Source organism: Sphingopyxis panaciterrae (assembly GCF_011762125.1).
Taxonomy (GTDB): Bacteria; Pseudomonadota; Alphaproteobacteria; order Sphingomonadales; family Sphingomonadaceae; genus Sphingopyxis; species Sphingopyxis panaciterrae.
In genome coordinates, this window is record NZ_JAASQN010000002.1 from 279,985 (window position 1) to 297,208 (window position 17,224).

Here is a 17,224-nt window from a genome sequence, read left to right on the forward strand (position 1 = left end):
GACAAAAATTAAGCGCCACCCCAAATCGCTTCGGGGCAATCGATCATGCCGCCGTGATAGACGACCCCCGGCTCGCGATCGCGCGCCAGAAAGATCGGTCCATCGAGGTCGACGATGTCGCAAAGCTGGCCGACCAGATAGGACGGCGCCATCGACAGGCTGCTGCCCATCATATTGCCGACCATCACCTCGAGCCCCAACCGCCGCGCCTCATGCGCGATGGCGAGACCCTCGGTCAGCCCGCCACACTTGTCGAGCTTGATGTTGACGACGTCGAACCGCCCGACCAGCGCCGCGGTGTCGCCCAGTGTCACCGCGCTCTCGTCGGCGGCGAACGGCAACGGCCGCACTAACCCGTCAAGATCGGCCTCGCGCCCCCGCCGCAGCGGCTGTTCGAGCACCGCCACCCCGTGTGCGACGAGCACCGGCAACAGTTCGGGCAGCGTCTCGATCGTATAGCCCTGGTTGGCATCGACGCCGATCCACGCATCGGGACGCGCAGCACGGATCGCGGCAACGCGCGCGATATCCTCTTCGACATCGCCGGTCAGCTTGACCTTGACCGGCGTCGCGGGATCGAATGCCAGCGCCGCCTTCGCCATCACCTCGGGCCGGTCGGCGCCGAGCGTCATCGTCGAACGCAGCGGCTTCGGGGCATCGAGCCCGGCGAGCGCCCACGCCGGACGCCCCGCCTGCTTCGCCTCCAGATCCCAAAAGGCACAGTCGAGCGCGTTGCGCGCGCCGCCCGGCGGCAGAAGCTGCTGGAGCGCCTCACGCGTCGCCCCGCCTTCGATCGCGGCCCGCACGCGCTCCGCCTCGGCGACCATATGATCGATGTCATCGCCGAGATAATAGACCCCTGCCCCCTCGCCGCGGCCGACATGCATCCCGTCCGAAATCTCGGCGACAAGCAGCGCGGTCTCGGTGAACACATGCCCCGAAATGCGGAACGGCTGGTGATAGGGAAAGCGCTCGACCCGCAGGTCGAGCGTCAATTCCCGGATGCGCTGCGTCGCCATCAATAGACCATCCCGAAGCCATAGAGGTGGAAGGCCAGCGTTACCCAGACCAGCAGCAGTCCGGCGAGCATGAGAAGCACCGCGCCGAGCTTCATCGTCCAGCGCCGCTTGTCCTTGATGCTGAGCCACAGGTGCCAGCCCGCCGTGGCGAGCAAGCCAAAGGCGGCAACCGGGGTCAGAATGCGCAGCAGCTGGATCAGCCAATCGAGCGGACCGCCGATCGAACCGATATCGGCCGAGAAAGCCGAGATCAGCCCCAGCCAACCGGCCACCGCAGCAAGGGCGAGCCACGCAAAGAGCCGCGACAGGCGATAAGCGCGCCGCGCCTTGCCTTCCAGCGCGAAGGTCGCGCCGAAGCTCCGCCGCACCAGCGCCCGGACCGGCCAAGCCAGCGCCGCGAGCAGCACGATGCCAAGCGCCGCGAACAGCGCCGGGACCAGCCACGCGGCGTTGGTTCCGGCGGGTGCGGGTTCGAGCACGGTGAACGGCGACATCGGATCGATGCTGACGCGCACGACGCGCCCGTCCTTCACTTCGGCGGCCAGCCGCTCGCCCGTCCCCGTGTCGCGCCAGACGAAGGGCTCGACCTCGACCCAGTCGCGTGCGCCGGCGCTCAGGCCGTCGAGCGCCGGAATGGCGATCTTGCCATCTTCTGTCGCGACGATGCTCGTCTGCCCGAGCAGGCCAAGCAGGCTCAGGAAATTGGTGAACGAACCGCGGCTGCTGACATAATGGCCGGCCATCATCGCGGCATGCTGGCGCGCCGTCTTGGCATCGACCTGGCCCGGCTTTTCTTCACCGGGCAGGTAACGATCGGCGAATTTGTGGAACAGCGCACTGCGCACCGCGCCCGCGGCGCCTTCCTTGCCGGCGCTGTTCATCGATACGAAGACGCCGATATCGGCGTCGGGGAACAGCCACAAATAGCTGTGGAACCAGACGGTATCGCCGCCATGCGCGATCGCGCGGTGACCGTTGACCCACTGTTCGTAGAAACCGAGCGCCATGCTGTTGAGCGGACCGACGCCGGGTGCCTTGAAATCATGCATCATCTTCGCGGTCTCGGGCTTCAGCAGCCCGGCGCCGTCATTGAGATGCGCGATCATGAACTTGCCCATGTCCGCCCCGCTCGCCGACAGGCTGCCTGCGGGCGCCGGGATCACGATCTCGAACGGCTGCGCCTTCGCGGTGACGTCGGGATAACCCTTCGCCATGAACGGCACGAGGTTCGCCGGCAGCGGCTGGCGAAAGCTCGCATGCGTCATGCCGAGCGGTTTGAAGATATGATTTTCGATATAATTGTCGAACGGCTCGCCGCTGACGCGTTCGACGATATAGCCGGCGAGTGCGGTCGCATAGTTCGAATAAGCGGGCGTCGTGCCCGGCGCGAACACGCGATCGGGCAGTGCCAGCGGCATCTGCTTCTTCAGCGCCATCGCCGCCTTGGGGTCGCTGCTAATCAGATAGCGCACCGACTCCTGAAAGCCCGCGGTGTGCGTCATGATGTTGCGCAGCGTGATCGGCTTGCCCTGATAGGGCGGAATCTTGAAGTCGAGATAGGCGTTGACGTCTTTGTCGAGGTCGAGCTTCCCGGCCTCGACCTGCTGCATCACCGCGGTCCAGGTGAACAGCTTCGACACCGAACCCGGCCGGAACAGCGTCGTTTCGGGCAGGACCGGCGCCCGCTTCGCGACATCGGCAAAGCCATAGCCCTTTTCGAGCACGACCTGGCCGCCGCGCACGACGACGACGACCGCCCCGGGGATGTTCCCGCGTTCCAATGCATAAGGCAAATAGCCGTCGAGCCAGGCCTCCAGATCGGCGGGGTCGAGCGCCGCGGGCTGCGCCGTCTTCGGCGCCGGCGGCACCGCGGTGCTCGCGGCCTTTTTCGCCGGCTCGGGCGGTATCGGCCCCTGCGCCGCCAGCGGCAGCGCGACCAGCGCCGTCAAACCAATCATCAGCTTGCGAAGGAAACGCATTCGTCTTCCCCTTTTTCGTGGCGCGTTATGTGCCGCGCATCCCCTATCCCTGGGCGAACATAAGTTGGCCCGATGCGGACATAATGATCCTGATTGGAAAATTGTCAAACGGGAAATGAAATATCGATGACAGGCGACGGCGCGCAGCCGCCTGACCGCGAAATCGGGCGCGGGTGTTCGGGGCGAAAGAAGGGGTTGTCTGAAAGGGGGAGAGGAGCGGATGTTCGGCCCCTCACCGTGTACCCCGGCGAAGGCCGGGGTCCAGAGCGGTACCACGCGGCGCTGGCTCTCCAACGCTCTGTACCCCGGCCTTCGCCGGGGTACACGCTATATACACCAGAAATCAGCCGCTTTCTACTCTCCCCTCGTCATCCCGGGCTTGACCCGGGATCCCGCTTTTTGGGGCTCCAGCAGTTTTGGAGATCAAGCGGGACCCCGGATCAAGCCTGTCCTGAGCCTGTCGAAGGGTCCGGGGTGACGATAATGGGAACGGCAACTACCAGCCGCTTCCAAACGTCATTTCTTGATCACCCGGACATGATCCGGGACCCCGCTCAGGAGACCGCCGCATCCTGCCAGCCGCCGCCGAGCGCCAAGAACAGCGACACCAGATAGGTCGCGCGCTGCTGCTCGGACTGGGCGATGCTCGCCTGAATCTGCGCGAGCGAGCGTTCGGCGTCGAGTACGACCTGAAAATTCTCGCGTCCCGCTTCATACCGCAGCCGCGCGATCCGTGCCGCCTCGCCCGCCTCACCCGCGGCGCGGCGCAGCGCCGCCAGCCGATCGAGTTCGCCGGCATAGGCGGCCAGCGCGCTTTCGGTTTCCTCAAGCGCCGACAGCCAGGTGCCGTCGAAGGTCGCCAGCGCGCCGTCGGCGCCCGCCTCCGCTTGCTTCAGCCGCGACCGCGCGACTTCCATATTGGGGAAGTTCCACGAAATCAGCGGGCCGAGCGAAAAGCGGAAACCGTCGGATTTGCCGAGCCCCGAGATCGAGCTGGCGGTCGAGCCGATCGATCCGCCCAGGCTGATGCTCGGATAGAGGTCGGCGGTCGCGACATTGACGCGCGCCGATGCTGCCGCGAGTTCGCGTTCGGCGCGGCGGATGTCGGGCCGCCGCGCGAGCAGCGAAGCGCCGTCGCCGACGGGTATCGGCCGGTTGAGCTCGGGCGGCGCTTGGCATGCGAGCACCGCGGCGGCAGGTGCCTCGGCGGGCGGTTTTCCGGTCAGTACCGCAAGGCGATAGAGCGCCGCCGAACGCTGGGCATTCAGCGTCGGGATCGTCGCGCGCGTCTGTTCGAGCAGCGCGCCCGCCTGCCCCGTCTCGAGCCGTGTTGCGCGGCCGCCCTCGAACAGGCGGCGCGTCAGGTCGAAGGTCCGCTCCTGAATGCGCAGCGTATCCTCGGCCACCGCGATCTGGCGGTTGAACGAGCAGACATCGGCATAGGCGCGCGTCGTTTCGGCGGCGACGGTGATGCGCGTCAGGTCGAACGCCGCCTGCACCGCATCGGCATCGGCGCGGCTGGCGCGGATCGCGCTGCCGACGCGGCCGAACAGGTCGACCTGATAGCCGACGTCGAGCCCGACATCATAGCTTTCGCCTTCGACCGTGCCCGCTCCCAGCGGATTGCGCTGCCGGGCATAGGTGCCGCCGGCGCTGACGCTGGTGGTCGGCAGGCGACCCGCCCGCGATTCGCGCAGCACCGCGCGCGCCTGCGCCAGATTGGCGGCAGCGACGCGCAGGTCGGTGTTGGCAGTCAGCGCTTCCTGAACGAGGCCGTCGAGCGTCGGATCACCGAACAGGCTCCACCATTCGCCTGGCGGCTGATCGCCGGTGAAGGCGGGCGACTTGCCGGTTTCCAGGAACGGCGCCTGCGACGGCGCCGCCGGGGTCGGCGAGACATAGGCGGGACCGACGGTGCAGGCCGAAAGCGCCAGCGCCGCGGTGCCGATAAGCAGGTTACGGGTCATCATTGCGCCTCCAGCGGCGTATCTTTGTTCTTGTCTTTCGGGCCCATCATCCGCTTCGCCTTGTCGCCCAGCTTGCGGCAGACGACGTAGAAGATCGGGGTGAAGATCAGCCCGAAGACGGTGACGCCCAGCATACCGAAGGTCACCGCGGTGCCCAGTGCCTGCCGCATCTCCTGCCCCGGTCCGCTCGCGATCGCCAGCGGGATGACGCCGAAGATGAAGGCAAAGCTTGTCATCAGGATCGGGCGCAGGCGCGACCGCGCGGCGTGGACCGCGGCGTCGAGCGGGCTCATCCCGTCCTGTTCCTCGGCCTGCTTCGCGAATTCGACGATCAGGATCGCATTCTTCGCGGCCAGCGCGATGAGCACGACCAAGCCTACCTGCGTCAGGATATTATTGTCCATCCCGCGCAGATTCACCCCAAGCATTGCCGCGAGGATACACATCGGCACGATCAGGATCACCGCGAGCGGCAGCGGCAGCGATTCATATTGCGCCGCGAGCACGAGGAAGACGAACACCACCGCAAGCAGGAAGATCAGCACCGCGCTGCTCCCCGCCGCCTTCTCCTGATAGGCAAGGCCGGTCCATTCATAGGCGAAACCGCTTGGCAGCGTCTTCGCGGCCAGCCCTTCCATCGCCTCCAGCGCCGCGCCCGACGACACCCCCGGCGCCGCCTGTCCCTGCAATTCGACCGCGGGGAACAGATTGTAACGCACGACGCGGGTCGGCCCGCTGTCGTTGCGGAAGGTCGCGACCGACGAGAGCGGCACCATCTCGCCCGACGTCGAGCGCACCTGCAGGCGGCCGACATCCTCGATCTTGCTGCGCGCGCTCGGTTCGGCCTGCGCCGTCACGCGGAAGGTGCGGCCGAGGAAGTTGAAGTCATTGACGTAGTTCGAGGCAAGATAGGTGCCGAGCGCGGCATAGACCTGGCTCGGGTCGACCCCCAATATCTGTGCCTTGTCGATGTCGACTTCGGCGAAGATGCGCGGGCTGCCGGTGTTGAAGAGCGAGAAGACCTGCGTCACGTCGGGCACCTGCTGCGCCCCGCCCATCATCGCCATCGTCGCCTGTTCCAGCTCGCGATAGCTTTGGCCGCTGCGCGCCTGGAGCATCATCGTGAAGCCGTTGCCGTTGCCGAGCCCCTGCACCGCGGGCGGCGCGATCACGAACGCCTGCGCTTCGGGAAGCGTGTTGGCGAGCAGCCCCGAAAGCTGGCCCGACAGCGCCGTGGCGCTGAGGTCCTTGCCGCGCACGCCCCAATCCTTCAGGCGAATGAACATCGTGCCCGCGTTCGAGGCGGTCGAAAAGCTCGACCCGTCGAGCCCGGCGAAGGTCGCGATGCTGTCGATCCCGTCCATCTTGGCCACGGCCTTCTGCGCGCGCTCCAATACTTCGCTCGTGCGGTCAAGCGACGCGCCCGGCGGCAGCTGGACCACGCCGATCAGCACGCCCTGGTCCTGATCGGGAATAAAGCCCGTCGGGGTCGCAGTCAGGCGCCAGCCGGTCAAGGCGAGCAACACGGCGTAGATAACCAGCATCATGCCCGTCTTGCGGATCAGCGACGCCGTCGTGCGGCCATAGCGGTCGGACAATTTGTCGAAGCCGCTGTTGAACTTGTCCGCCGCGCGGCGAATGAAGCGCATGACCGGGTTCTTCGGCTCGGCATGATGTTCTTCGTGCGGCTTCAGGAACAACGCCGCCATCGCCGGCGAAAGCGTCAGCGAGGTCAGCAGCGAGAACACCGTCGCCGCCGCGATCGTCACCGCGAACTGCTGGTAGAAGATGCCGGGAATGCCGGGAACGAAGGCGGTCGGCACGAACACCGCGACAAGCACCAGCCCGATCGCGATCAGCGCCCCCGACACCTCGCCCATCGTGCGATGCGCGGCCTCGCGCGGGGTCAGCCCCTCGCGAATATGCTTCTCCACCGCCTCGACGACGACGATCGCGTCATCGACGACGATGCCGACCGCAAGCACCAATGCGAACAGCGATAGCGAGTTGATCGAGAAGCCGAGCGCAAGCTGCACCGCAAAGGTCCCGACCAGCGCAACGGGAATCGCGACGATCGGAATGATCGCGGCCCGCCACGTCTGGAGGAACACCAGCACGACCAGCACGACCAGCACGATCGCTTCGAGCAGCGTTTCCTGCACCGCGGTCACCGACGCCTGGACATATTCGGTCGGGTTGAACGGAATCTCATATTCGAGTCCCGGCGGGAAATCCTTCGACGCGTCCTCGACTTCTTTGAGCACGAGGTTGGCGGCGTTCAGCGCGTTGGCGCCGGGCTGCTGGATCACCCCCATCCCGACGCCCTGCCGCCCGTTGAACACGCCGCGCACGCCATAATCCTGCGCGCCGAGTTCGACCCGCGCGACATCCTTCAGCCGCGTGATCGCTCCGTTCGTGGTATCGGTCTTGACGACGATATTCTGAAACTGTTCGGGCGTAACCAGACGCCCCGGAACCTCGACCGGCAGTTCGAACGCGGGATTGCCCTTGCCATAGGGCGGCGCACCGACCGAACCGCCCGCGACCTGGACGTTCTGGCTCTGCATCGCCGCGACGATCTCGGTCGCGGTCATGTTGCGCGCCGCCGCCTTGTCGGGGTCGATCCACACGCGCATCGAATAAAAGCCGCCGCCGAAGATCTGCACCCCGCCGACGCCTTCGAGCCGGAGAAGCCGGTCGCGGAGCGTCGAGTTCGCATAGTTGCCGACATAGTCGATATCGATCGCCGGATCGGTCGACTTCAGCGCGACGATCATCAGGAAGCCCGATTCCTGCTTGTTCACCTGCACGCCGATCTGGCGCACCTCCGCGGGCAGCCGCGGTTCGGCCAGCGCGACGCGGTTCTGCACCAGCACCTGCGCGGCATCAAGGTCGGTGCCCGGCTTGAACGTCACGGTAATCTGCGCCGCGCCCTGCGTCGACGACGACTGCAGGTACAGCATATTTTCGACGCCGTTGATCTCCTGCTCCAGCGTCGATGCGACGGTTTCGGCGATCGTATCGGGCGAAGCGCCGGGATAGGCGGCGTTGATGCTGATCGTCGGCGGGGCGATCTCCGGATATTGGGCGAGCGGAAGCTGCGGATAGGCAAAGGCGCCGATCAGCGTGATGAAGATCGCAATGACCGCCGCGAAAATCGGGCGGTCGACGAAGAAGCGGCTGAAATTCACTTGGCCGCTTCCTTGTTCGCCGGCGCCTTCTTCGCCTGACCCGCGGCCGCGCCCTTCGGCGTTACGATCTTGCCGTCGGGGGCAATCCTGCCCTGCTGGGTCTTCGCGGGCTTGCCGGGCATCGCCCGCTGGATGCCGTTGACGATGACGCGGTCCTTCGCGGTCACCCCCGAACGGATCACGCGCAGGCCATCGACTACCGGGCCAAGCTGGACCGGGCGCGCCTGCACCACATCCTTCGGACCCATGACATAGACGATGCGGCGCGCGGCGTCGGTGACGATCGCGGCATCAGGCAGCAGGAACGCCGACCGCGGCGCCGATGCGGCGAGCTGGAGCTGGCCGAACAGGCCCGGGCGCAGCTTGCCGTCGGGGTTCTGGACCACCGCGCGCACGGTGATCGTGCCCGACCCGTTGCTCAGCGCATTGTCGACGAAATCGATGCGGCCGTTCAAGCGATAATCGTCTTCGCCCTGCAACCGGATGCGCACCGGCGAACCGTCGATCGCGTCGCCACGGCGTTCATACTCCAGCAGGCTCGCTTCCGAACCCTGGAAGGTGAAATGCAACGGATTGGTCGACACGATCGTCGTCAATATCGTCTGGTCGGCGGTGACCGAATTGCCCGGGTCGACCAGCCGCTGAGACACGCGGCCCGAAATCGGCGCGGTCACGCGCGTAAAACCGACGTTGAGCTCGGCGGCGCGGATCGCGGCGCGATTGGCCGCGACATCGGCCTCGCTCGTGCGCACCGCCGCGCGGCGCTGTTCGACCTCTTCCTTGCTCGCCGCCTGCGAAGCCGCCAGCGTTTCCGATCGCGCCAGTTCGGTGCGGGCATTGGCCAGCGTCGCCTGCGCGCGGACAAGCTGGGCGCGCGACTGGTCGAGCAGCGCCTGCGTCGGGCGCGCGTCGATCGTGAACAACAGTTGCCCGGCGCGCACATATTGGCCGTCGGTGAAGTGTGCGCGCTGCAGATAACCCGATGCGCGCGGCCGCACTTCGACGCTGTCGACGGCTTCGAATCGGCCGACATAATCGTCCCATTCGGTGATTTCGCGAACGAGCGGAGTCGCGACGGTTACAGGCAGGGCCGGCGGGCCCTTTTGATCGTCGCCGCCGGAGCAGGCCGACATCGACAGGGAAAGAAACAGCACGGGCACGAGGAGAGCTGAGCGCATGGTTTTGGACCTATGTCTTTTTTGTAAGGGCATGTTCCGACACCGCGCTGCAGGGAGGGGGGGCGCTGCGCGATGCCGGACAATGCCGACTAAAGCCGAAGCCAAAATAAGTCAACAGCTGTTGATTTACTTCAAAGCCTATGCAAAGGCGCCAGCATGGACCCGACCACATCCATCAAAAAGCGCGACGCCGTGGCGACGCGCGCCGCGATCCTCGCCGCCGCGCGCCAGCGCTTCCTCAGCGAAAGCTACGACAGCGTCGGCCTCCGCGATATCGCCGGCGATGCGCGCGTCGATGTTGCGCTGATCAGCCGCTATTTCGGCGGCAAGGAAGGGCTTTTTCGCGACGTCCTGTCCCATGACGACAAGCCGGATCTTTTCCGCGAGCCCCGCACGATCGCCGAGGTCCCCGGCTTCCTCGCCCAGCTCGTCGTCGAGGATGGCAGCGACGACCGGCAGCTGCGCATGGAAATGTTCATCATCATGCTGCGTTCGGCCTCCTCGCCCAAGGCCGGCCAGGTCATCCGCGACCTCGTCCACCTCGATGTCCTCGGCCCGCTCACCGAATTGATCGGTGGCGACCAGGCCGAACTGCGCGCCAATATGCTGCTCGCCATCCTGATGGGCATCGGCGTGCTGTCGACGATCATGATGGTCGACAATTTCGGCGGCACCAGCACCGACCGCGACGAATGCATCGAACGCTTCCGCTGCCTGTTCGAAGCCGCCCTGACCTGCTGAGCTTCGCAAGGGCGTAACGAAACGGATGACGGTTTTGGGGTGGGGGCTGCCATGAGCTCCACTCACCTTCGTCATCCGCGGAGGAGACCCGTGGCTCTTCCGCCTTGACCCGGGATCCCGCTTTTTTTGAAGTTAGCGCAGGTTTCGACGTCCAGCGGGACCCCGGATCAAGTCCGGGGTGACGAAAAAGGAAACGGCAACTAATCGCCGCAACCGGGCATGCTCTCGCCCGCCTCTTCAATAGAGATTATCCTTATAATCCTTGGCCAGCCCGCGCTCCATCAACCCCGGAACCGACACCAAGGCCCCGGCAAGGCGCGCCGTCAAACTCTTGTTCTTGTTGAGCTTGACATGTTCGGCGAACATCTTCGCCGGCCGGATATCGGCGGGCGCCGCCGCTGTAGGCCACAGCCGCGCGCGCTGGAGCGCGGCGCTCGTGCGCATTTCCATCGCCACTTCGTCGATGCGCGCGGCGAGCAGCGGCGTCTTGTCGCGCACCGCAAACGCCGTCCGCGCCGCTTCATCGACGGTCAGCCGCGCCCGTCCCCGCACCAGCGCGACCGCCGCCGAACCGGGGATCAGCAGCGCGGCGGCGATTTGCGGCTGGACGATGATATTGCGAAAACTGTCGGCGCGGCGATTGCCCGGCCGGTCGGCGAACCACAGCCCGCCTTCGTCCAACCGCGCCATGCAGCCGGCGGGATCGCCTTTCGGGCTCAGGTCGGCGCCGCCGCCGGCGTCGACCGTCGCGAGCGCCATAAAGCGGCTTGCGTTGACAAAGGCGCCGGTGTCGCCGGGCCATTCGCCCAGCGGGGTGGCCGACCAGAAATCGGATCGGATCAGCGCCTTGGCGCAATGGCCATAGCATTCCTCAACCGCGATCCGCAGCACGCCGTCCTCGATGCCCGCGACGCGGCCGTTGACCCGCAGCGTCTCGCCGACCCCGGGAATGAGGAAGAGCGAGCCAAAGCCGGCACCTGTGACCGCCAGCGCGGGATCATCGATCAGGTCGAGCGGGATTGTCAGGGCGGCCGGATCCTCGGCGGACGCAAAACCTTGCGCGCCGCCGCCCAGCGTCATTGCAATCCCTTGGGCAATCCCTTGGACAACCCCCTGGCCGGCGCCGAAACCCGCGAACATCAGCGGCGACGATGCGAGCCAGCGTCGCGCACTCGCGTCTACATGGTCGATTACCTTCAAATTCACCGGTGGCGGCGTCTTGCCGATCACGGCTTCGAGCGCGGCGATGCTGTCGAGGAAGGTCATTGGATGTCCTTTGGCGCAAGCGTCAGGAGGATGCGCATCGAACAGAGCGCGCAATCGAACGCCGAAGCGGCGCCCTGCCTCGCGGCTACGCAGGGTGGAACGCGTCCCGTGCTGCGAAGCAGATTGGTGAGCAGGACTTCATCCTCCGACGGGCTGTCTGTGTCGCCAATCGCAAAAGGGTGGTCAAGCGCCTGCTCGTAAAGATGCAGCAGGCTGTCGAAGGCTACCGCCAGCATCGGGCATTGCCGTTCGGACAGCAGTGCGTGCAACCTTGGCTGCGTCGCCGCCCCCTCGTCGCGCGCCAATCGCCAGCAACGCGCCGCGGCGCTGACCAGTTCGGCGGGGTCGCTCGCAGCCGCCGCGCCGTCGATTACGACGTGCATCATGACGCCGCCTTCGGCCACAGCCGCCCCGTCCGGCGGCAATAGGCCTCCCAATCGGCGCCGAAGCGGCCATGCATCATCGCCTCCTCCTGCGGCACCCGCAGGAACCACATCGCGGCGAAGGCGGGCACCACCAACGCGCCCGCGATCCAATTGTGGATCAGCAGCGGCTGCGCCAGCGCCGAAATCCAGATCGCGGCGTACATGGGGTGGCGAATGCGGTCATAGATTCCGCCGGTGACCAGCGCGTGCGCATCATGCACCTCCAGTCCTGGGCTCCAGTTGCGGCCAAGGTCGGCGTGGCTGCGCCAGAATAGCCACAGGAAGGGCAGTTGCAGCGCCGCGCCGGTCGCGGTCGCCCAATCGGGCAGACGATAATCGGCAAAAGCAAAAGCCGCCGTCGCGAGATGGAGCAGCGGCAGCAGCATCATCGCGGCGAACATGGCTACCAGCAGCAGCTTTTCGGGCAGCTGCTTGCGAGCATCGACGACAATATTCGACCGGTTGCGCACCGAATGCGGCGTCCGAATCACGACCGTCGCCGCAAAGGCCGCCAACCAGACGAGCGCCCCCCAGCCATTGTCGCGCCAGCGCCACAAGGCGAGGATCAGCAGCACGAGGCCCGCCACCGCAGTCGCGAGCGCGGGAAAGCTGGTCATCATCGATCGATCGCGTCGTCCGGTCATCGCCTTTTCCTTTCGTGATCATACCGAGCGTAAAATCATCCTATGAACGGCCGTTTTCGGCCGGTAGCTGCCACTACTAAAAACCGTCGTCCCCGCGAAGGCGGGGGCCGCTGGCAACCTTGCGCTAGGCCGATGGCGGCCCCCGCCTTCGCGGGGGCGACGGTTTTAGTCGGCGCGGGAACGTCCGCTCCCCACCCCAACGCCGCCACTCTCCTCGGCCGACATCACCGTCTCTCCTTCACCGCCGCCGCACACCAAACCACCTCGAAAAGCCTCATGGCATATTTGCGAATGATTCTCAATAACAAATATTCGATAGCGTAAGCAAATGATATCCCTACCTCTTTCCGGCCGCGCGAACGCGATCGCGATATCGGGCAGAAAACGGCTTAAATCTCACGATCCGCGCCCGTTAAATGTCGCATGACCATCAAAGCGACATCATCGAACGAGCCGGTAGGGCGGCTCCTAGATTGGCTGGGGCTGCGCAACCCGCACAGCGGCGCCCCGATACGGGAGATCCCGCCGCCGGGGGGGCGGGCGACGGGCGATCTGGCGCAGCAGGCGCGGCATCGGCTCGCGCAGGCCATCATGTCCTTCCTGCTCGATCATGATCTCGACATATCGGCGTCCAACCTGTCGCTCGCGCACAGTGTTTTCTCGGGCACCAATCCCGGCCTGGCGCGCCGCATCAACGCCCGGATCGCGTCGGGCGAAGGCATCAGCCAGTCCTGGCTCGACGAACTCGCGAAAGAGGAAGCGGCCGCGCTCGACCATAGCGAAATCGACCGCATCGTCGCGCGCCTCGAATCGAACCTCGACGCCTTCCAGACCCACACCAAGGCGGCGCGCAGCGTCACCAGCGACTATGGCAGCGAACTCGAACGCCATGTCCTCGATCTCGAACATCTCGAACATCTCGAACAGGTGCAAAAGACCGGCCAACTCGTGTCAAATCTCGCCGATCTTGCGAAAGTCATGCTCGAACGCACGCGCCGTGCCGAAGATGATATGCGCAAGAGCGAGGACGAAGCCAAGGCGCTGCGCCGCAGCCTTGCGCGCGCGCGGCGCGATGCCGAAATCGACTATCTGACCGGCCTCCCCAACCGCCGCGCCTTCGAAGTCCTGCTCGAACGCCACCACGCCGAAGCCCGCGGCGCGTGCGAACCGCTGAGCGTCGCCTTCTGCGACATCGATGAATTCAAGCGCGTTAACGACATTCACGGCCACGAAGCCGGCGACCGCGTAATCAAACTCATCGCCGATACACTATCGAAGATATCCGACGATCATTGCCATGTCGCGCGCCACGGGGGCGAGGAATTCGTCATGCTGTTCCGAGGTCTGCCGCCAAGTGAGGCAGCAAAGCGGCTCGACGAAGCGCGTCAGGAGCTCGCCGAACGGCGGCTGATCAACCGCAAGACAGACGAGCCGTTCGGCCAGATCACCTTCTCGGGCGGCGTCGCCGACGTCTTTGGTTATAGTGAAGTCCGCGAAGCGCTCAAAGCCGCCGACGACGCCCTCTATCGCGCGAAGCAGGCGGGGCGGAACCGGATCGAACTCGCCTAATCTCCTGACCGCCGGGCGCGGTTCAGGGGATCAGCACAGCCTTGATGCACTCGCCGCGCGCTTGGGCGGCGATCGCATCGTTGATTTCGGCGAGCGGGAAGGTCTTGATCAGCCGATCGAACGGAAAGCGCCCGGCGGCGTGATGCGCGATCAGTTCGGGGATGAAGGTCTGCGGATCGCTGTCGCCCTCGATGATCCCGATGATGCGGTGCCCCGGCGTCATCAGCGCGGTGATGTTGACGCTGATCGCCGCATCGGCCTTCGCCGGCACCCCGACCAGCCCGATCGCACCATGGCTGCCGAGCGAGGCAAGCCCCGCCTCGATCACCTCGGTACGCCCGCTGCTGTCGAACCCGAAATCGACGCCCTCGGGCACCACCGCGCGGATCGCTGCCGCGATATCGCCGACGGCCGGGTCGATCACATGCGTCGCGCCCAGTTCCTCGCCGATCGTGCGCCGCGCCGCGACGGGCTCGACAAGGATGATCGTCGTACAGCCCTGGATCACTGCCCCCATCACCGCCGCGAGCCCGACCGGCCCGCCGCCGAAAATCGCGATGCTCGACCCCGCCGGGCAGGCCAGCGATCGCATCACCCCGCCTGCCCCGGTCTGGAACCCGCAGCCGAGTGGCCCCAGCAGTTCGAGCGGCGCCGCGCTGCCGTCCACCTTCACCACGTTACGCGCCCGCGTGATCGCATGGCTCGCAAAGGAAGACTGGCCGAAGAAATGCGACCCCACCGGCCCCTCGGCGTCGGACAAAGCCTTCGATCCATCCTCGAGCCGCATCCCGGCATAGTTGAGCGGCACAAAGGTGCGGCAATAGCTCGGCAGCCCCTCGTCGCAGCGCGGACAGGCGCCGCAGCTCGAAAAGCCGAGGACGACCTCGTCGCCGACCGCCAGCCCGTCGACACCCTCGCCGACCGCCTCGATCACCCCGGCGCCTTCATGGCCGAGCACCGCGGGCAGCTGATAGGGAACGAACTGGTCGCGAAAGATCAGGTCGGTGTGGCAGAGGCCGACCCCGGCGATGCGTACCCGCACCTCGCCCGCGCGCGGGCCATCCAGTTCCAATGGCTCGATCGAAAAATCGGCGTGCGGCGCACGCGCCACCGCTGCGGTGCTCTGGGTCATGTGTCCTCCGTAAGATCAGTGCTGAAGTCGCCGTTCCTGCTGGCGATAATCGCTCGGCGCAATGCCGAACCAGGCGCGAAAGGCGCGGCTGAAATGACTCTGGCTGGTAAAGCCCGCCGCCTCGGACAAGGCGACCAGGCTAAGGTCGGTCTGGACGAGCATCTGCTGCGCGCGGTCGAGCCGCGCCTTCATCACATATTGGTGCGGCGAGATGCCCGTCGCTTTCTTGAACAGGCGGCAGAAATGCGACGGCGTGACCCCCGCGACCGCCGCCATCGCCTCAAGGCTATGTTCTTCCTCGGGATGCGCGAGCACGGCGTTCATGATCTTGTGGAGGCGGTAGGCGGAGAAATCGGACACCGGAATATCGAGCGGATTGCCGTGCGCGGGTGGTCCCGACAGGATATGCGCCTTCAGCGCCCCCACCATTGCCGAAACATAGGCGGTCCGCTCCTCGGCCTGCGGAGCATAAAGCTCGGCGAGAATCTGCCGCGTCAGCGCGACACCAAGCGGGTCGGCAAAGGCGAAGCGCATCCGGTTGAACTGTTCGGCATAGGGTTGCCCCGCCAGCACGTCCGACGACATCGACAGCGTCACGACGTCGAGCTCGCCGTCGACCAGCCATCCGGTCGGCTGTCCGGCGGGGACGATCGTCGCACAGCCGGGGATCGAACTCGTCTCGGTCCAGCCGTCGCGATCCCACGTCTTCACCTGCGGCTTACCGGCGATATGAACGGTGAAGATCGGCTGCGGCAGCGCCGGCAAGGTATAGCTGCCGACGAACTGGCGCCAGCGGCAAAGCGACCAGCCATCGCCGATCGATCCCATCTCGACGTCGGGCGCGCGGCCGAGGACGTCGCAGATGATCTCCTTATTCTCCCATTCCGCTACCTGCATGACCTATGTCACCAGCCTGACCTCGAGCCGTTTGAACCCGTTGATGAAGTTCGACCGCACCCGGCTGGGCGCGCCCGTCACTTCGAAGCGGCGAACATGCCGCGCCATCGTCGCAAAGGCCAGCCGCAATTGCATCTCGGCAAGCCGCGACCCGACGCAGACATGCGTGCCCGCGCCAAAGGCGAGATGCTGGCGGACCGGACGCGTCACGTCGAAGCGATCGGGATCCTCGAAAATCGACGGATCGCGGTTGCCGCCAGGGTAGAAGACAACCACCTTGTCGCCCTTGCGGATCTGCTGCCCTCCCAATTCGGTATCGCGTGTCGCGGTGCGGCGCATGTGGATGACGGGGCTCGCATAGCGGACCATTTCCCTGACCGCGTTTGGCAACAGGCCGGGGTCGGCGCGGATGGCATCCCATTGATCGGGATTGTTCGCAAAGGCGATCAGGCTGTGATTGATCGAATTGCGCGTGGTTTCATTGCCGCCGACAAGCACGAGGATGAGGTTGCCGACGAAATCGCCGAGCGAAACCGGCTCGCCGTGTATCTCGGTGTTCGCAAGCAGCGAGGCGATGTCGGCACCCGGGTTCGCGCGGCGCTCCTCGAACAGTGCGGAAGCAAATCCGATGAATTCCGCCATCACGGCCTGCATCGCTTCGGGCGACTGCCGAAAATCGGGATCATCCTCGCCGACAAAGGCATCGGTCCAACGGTGAAGATCGTGCCACATTTCGGCCGGAACGCCCAGCAGCTCGGCAAGGGTCAGCAGCGGCAGCGGAACGGTCAGCAGCGGCAGGATGTTCACCGTCTCGTTCAACGGCACATCAGCGAACAGCCGCTCGACGCGTTCGGCGATCCGCGCCTCGATCCCTTCGAGCCGCGCGGGCGACAGCGCGGGCATGATGAACTTGCGATATTGGGTGTGCGTCGGCGGATCGTGCGAGATGAAGGGGATGCCGATCGCGGCCTCCCCCGCCCCCGTTAACCCGACCTCATTCTCGTTGAAGATACGATGCCCGCCATTTTCATGGGCCGAGGAGAAGAGATCGGCCTGCCGCGACACGGTCAGGATATCATCGAAGCCCAGTACCGCCCAGAAACCCGCGCCGTCGCTTTCGGGGTTCCAGTGGACCGAGCCCGCGGCACGCAGCGCCGCGACCTCGGCATAGGGCATGCCGCCGACATAAAGGTCGGGATCCTTGAGGTCGGTCATC

General features: G+C 65.7%; 13 protein-coding genes. 2 read left to right on the top strand and 11 right to left on the bottom strand.

Annotated features, from left to right (window positions below; translation table 11 throughout):
* Nucleotides 1-8: 8 nt before the first annotated feature.
* From FHR22_RS08985 to FHR22_RS09005, 5 genes are all read right to left on the bottom strand, one after another.
* Complete coding sequence (locus FHR22_RS08985) at nucleotides 9-1,019, bottom strand: dipeptide epimerase (protein ID WP_166941295.1); 1,011 nt, start codon at nucleotides 1,017-1,019, stop codon at nucleotides 9-11.
* Complete coding sequence (locus FHR22_RS08990) at nucleotides 1,019-2,998, bottom strand: serine hydrolase domain-containing protein (RefSeq protein ID WP_166941297.1); 1,980 nt, start codon at nucleotides 2,996-2,998, stop codon at nucleotides 1,019-1,021. The genes FHR22_RS08985 and FHR22_RS08990 overlap by 1 nt, the downstream gene beginning before the upstream one ends.
* A gap of 554 nt (nucleotides 2,999-3,552) precedes the next feature.
* Complete coding sequence (locus FHR22_RS08995; RefSeq protein ID WP_166942577.1) at nucleotides 3,553-4,965, bottom strand: efflux transporter outer membrane subunit; 1,413 nt, start codon at nucleotides 4,963-4,965, stop codon at nucleotides 3,553-3,555.
* A complete protein-coding gene (locus FHR22_RS09000) occupies nucleotides 4,965-8,156 on the bottom strand; it encodes a multidrug efflux RND transporter permease subunit (protein ID WP_166941299.1) in 3,192 nt (1,063 codons plus the stop codon). Before FHR22_RS09000 ends, FHR22_RS08995 begins: the two co-directional genes overlap by 1 nt.
* Entirely contained in the window at nucleotides 8,153-9,334 is a 1,182-nt protein-coding gene (locus tag FHR22_RS09005; RefSeq protein ID WP_166941301.1) for an efflux RND transporter periplasmic adaptor subunit, read from the bottom strand. Before FHR22_RS09005 ends, FHR22_RS09000 begins: the two co-directional genes overlap by 4 nt.
* 156 nt (nucleotides 9,335-9,490) lie before the next feature.
* Here FHR22_RS09005 and FHR22_RS09010 point away from each other — a divergent pair, with 156 nt between their 5' ends.
* Nucleotides 9,491-10,075, top strand: coding sequence for a TetR/AcrR family transcriptional regulator (locus FHR22_RS09010; protein ID WP_166941303.1), 585 nt, complete (start codon nucleotides 9,491-9,493; stop codon nucleotides 10,073-10,075).
* A gap of 237 nt (nucleotides 10,076-10,312) precedes the next feature.
* Here FHR22_RS09010 and FHR22_RS09015 read toward each other — a convergent pair whose 3' ends face one another.
* The 3 genes from FHR22_RS09015 to FHR22_RS09025 are packed head-to-tail and all read right to left on the bottom strand — an operon-like array spanning nucleotide 10,313 to nucleotide 12,410.
* Entirely contained in the window at nucleotides 10,313-11,341 is a 1,029-nt protein-coding gene (locus FHR22_RS09015; protein WP_166941305.1) for a pyridoxamine 5'-phosphate oxidase family protein, read from the bottom strand.
* Nucleotides 11,338-11,727 (bottom strand): hypothetical protein, encoded by a 390-nt coding sequence (locus FHR22_RS09020; protein ID WP_166941307.1) that lies wholly within the window; start codon nucleotides 11,725-11,727, stop codon nucleotides 11,338-11,340. Before FHR22_RS09020 ends, FHR22_RS09015 begins: the two co-directional genes overlap by 4 nt.
* Nucleotides 11,724-12,410 (bottom strand): protein-S-isoprenylcysteine O-methyltransferase, encoded by a 687-nt coding sequence (locus FHR22_RS09025; RefSeq protein WP_208417597.1) that lies wholly within the window; start codon nucleotides 12,408-12,410, stop codon nucleotides 11,724-11,726. The genes FHR22_RS09020 and FHR22_RS09025 overlap by 4 nt, the downstream gene beginning before the upstream one ends.
* Before the next feature lie 423 nt (nucleotides 12,411-12,833).
* Here FHR22_RS09025 and FHR22_RS09030 point away from each other — a divergent pair, with 423 nt between their 5' ends.
* Nucleotides 12,834-13,979 (top strand): GGDEF domain-containing protein, encoded by a 1,146-nt coding sequence (locus FHR22_RS09030; RefSeq protein ID WP_166941309.1) that lies wholly within the window; start codon nucleotides 12,834-12,836, stop codon nucleotides 13,977-13,979.
* A gap of 22 nt (nucleotides 13,980-14,001) precedes the next feature.
* Here FHR22_RS09030 and FHR22_RS09035 read toward each other — a convergent pair whose 3' ends face one another.
* From FHR22_RS09035 to FHR22_RS09045, 3 genes are read right to left on the bottom strand one after another with little or no spacing between them, the layout of a single operon-like run.
* Nucleotides 14,002-15,111 (bottom strand): NAD(P)-dependent alcohol dehydrogenase, encoded by a 1,110-nt coding sequence (locus FHR22_RS09035; protein WP_166941311.1) that lies wholly within the window; start codon nucleotides 15,109-15,111, stop codon nucleotides 14,002-14,004.
* Between the two features lie 15 nt (nucleotides 15,112-15,126).
* A complete protein-coding gene (locus FHR22_RS09040) occupies nucleotides 15,127-16,008 on the bottom strand; it encodes a helix-turn-helix domain-containing protein (protein WP_166941313.1) in 882 nt (293 codons plus the stop codon).
* Between the two features lie 3 nt (nucleotides 16,009-16,011).
* On the bottom strand, nucleotides 16,012-17,223 hold the full coding sequence (locus FHR22_RS09045; protein ID WP_166941315.1) for a cytochrome P450: 1,212 nt from the start codon (nucleotides 17,221-17,223) through the stop codon (nucleotides 16,012-16,014).
* Between the last annotated feature and the right edge of the window lies 1 nt (nucleotide 17,224).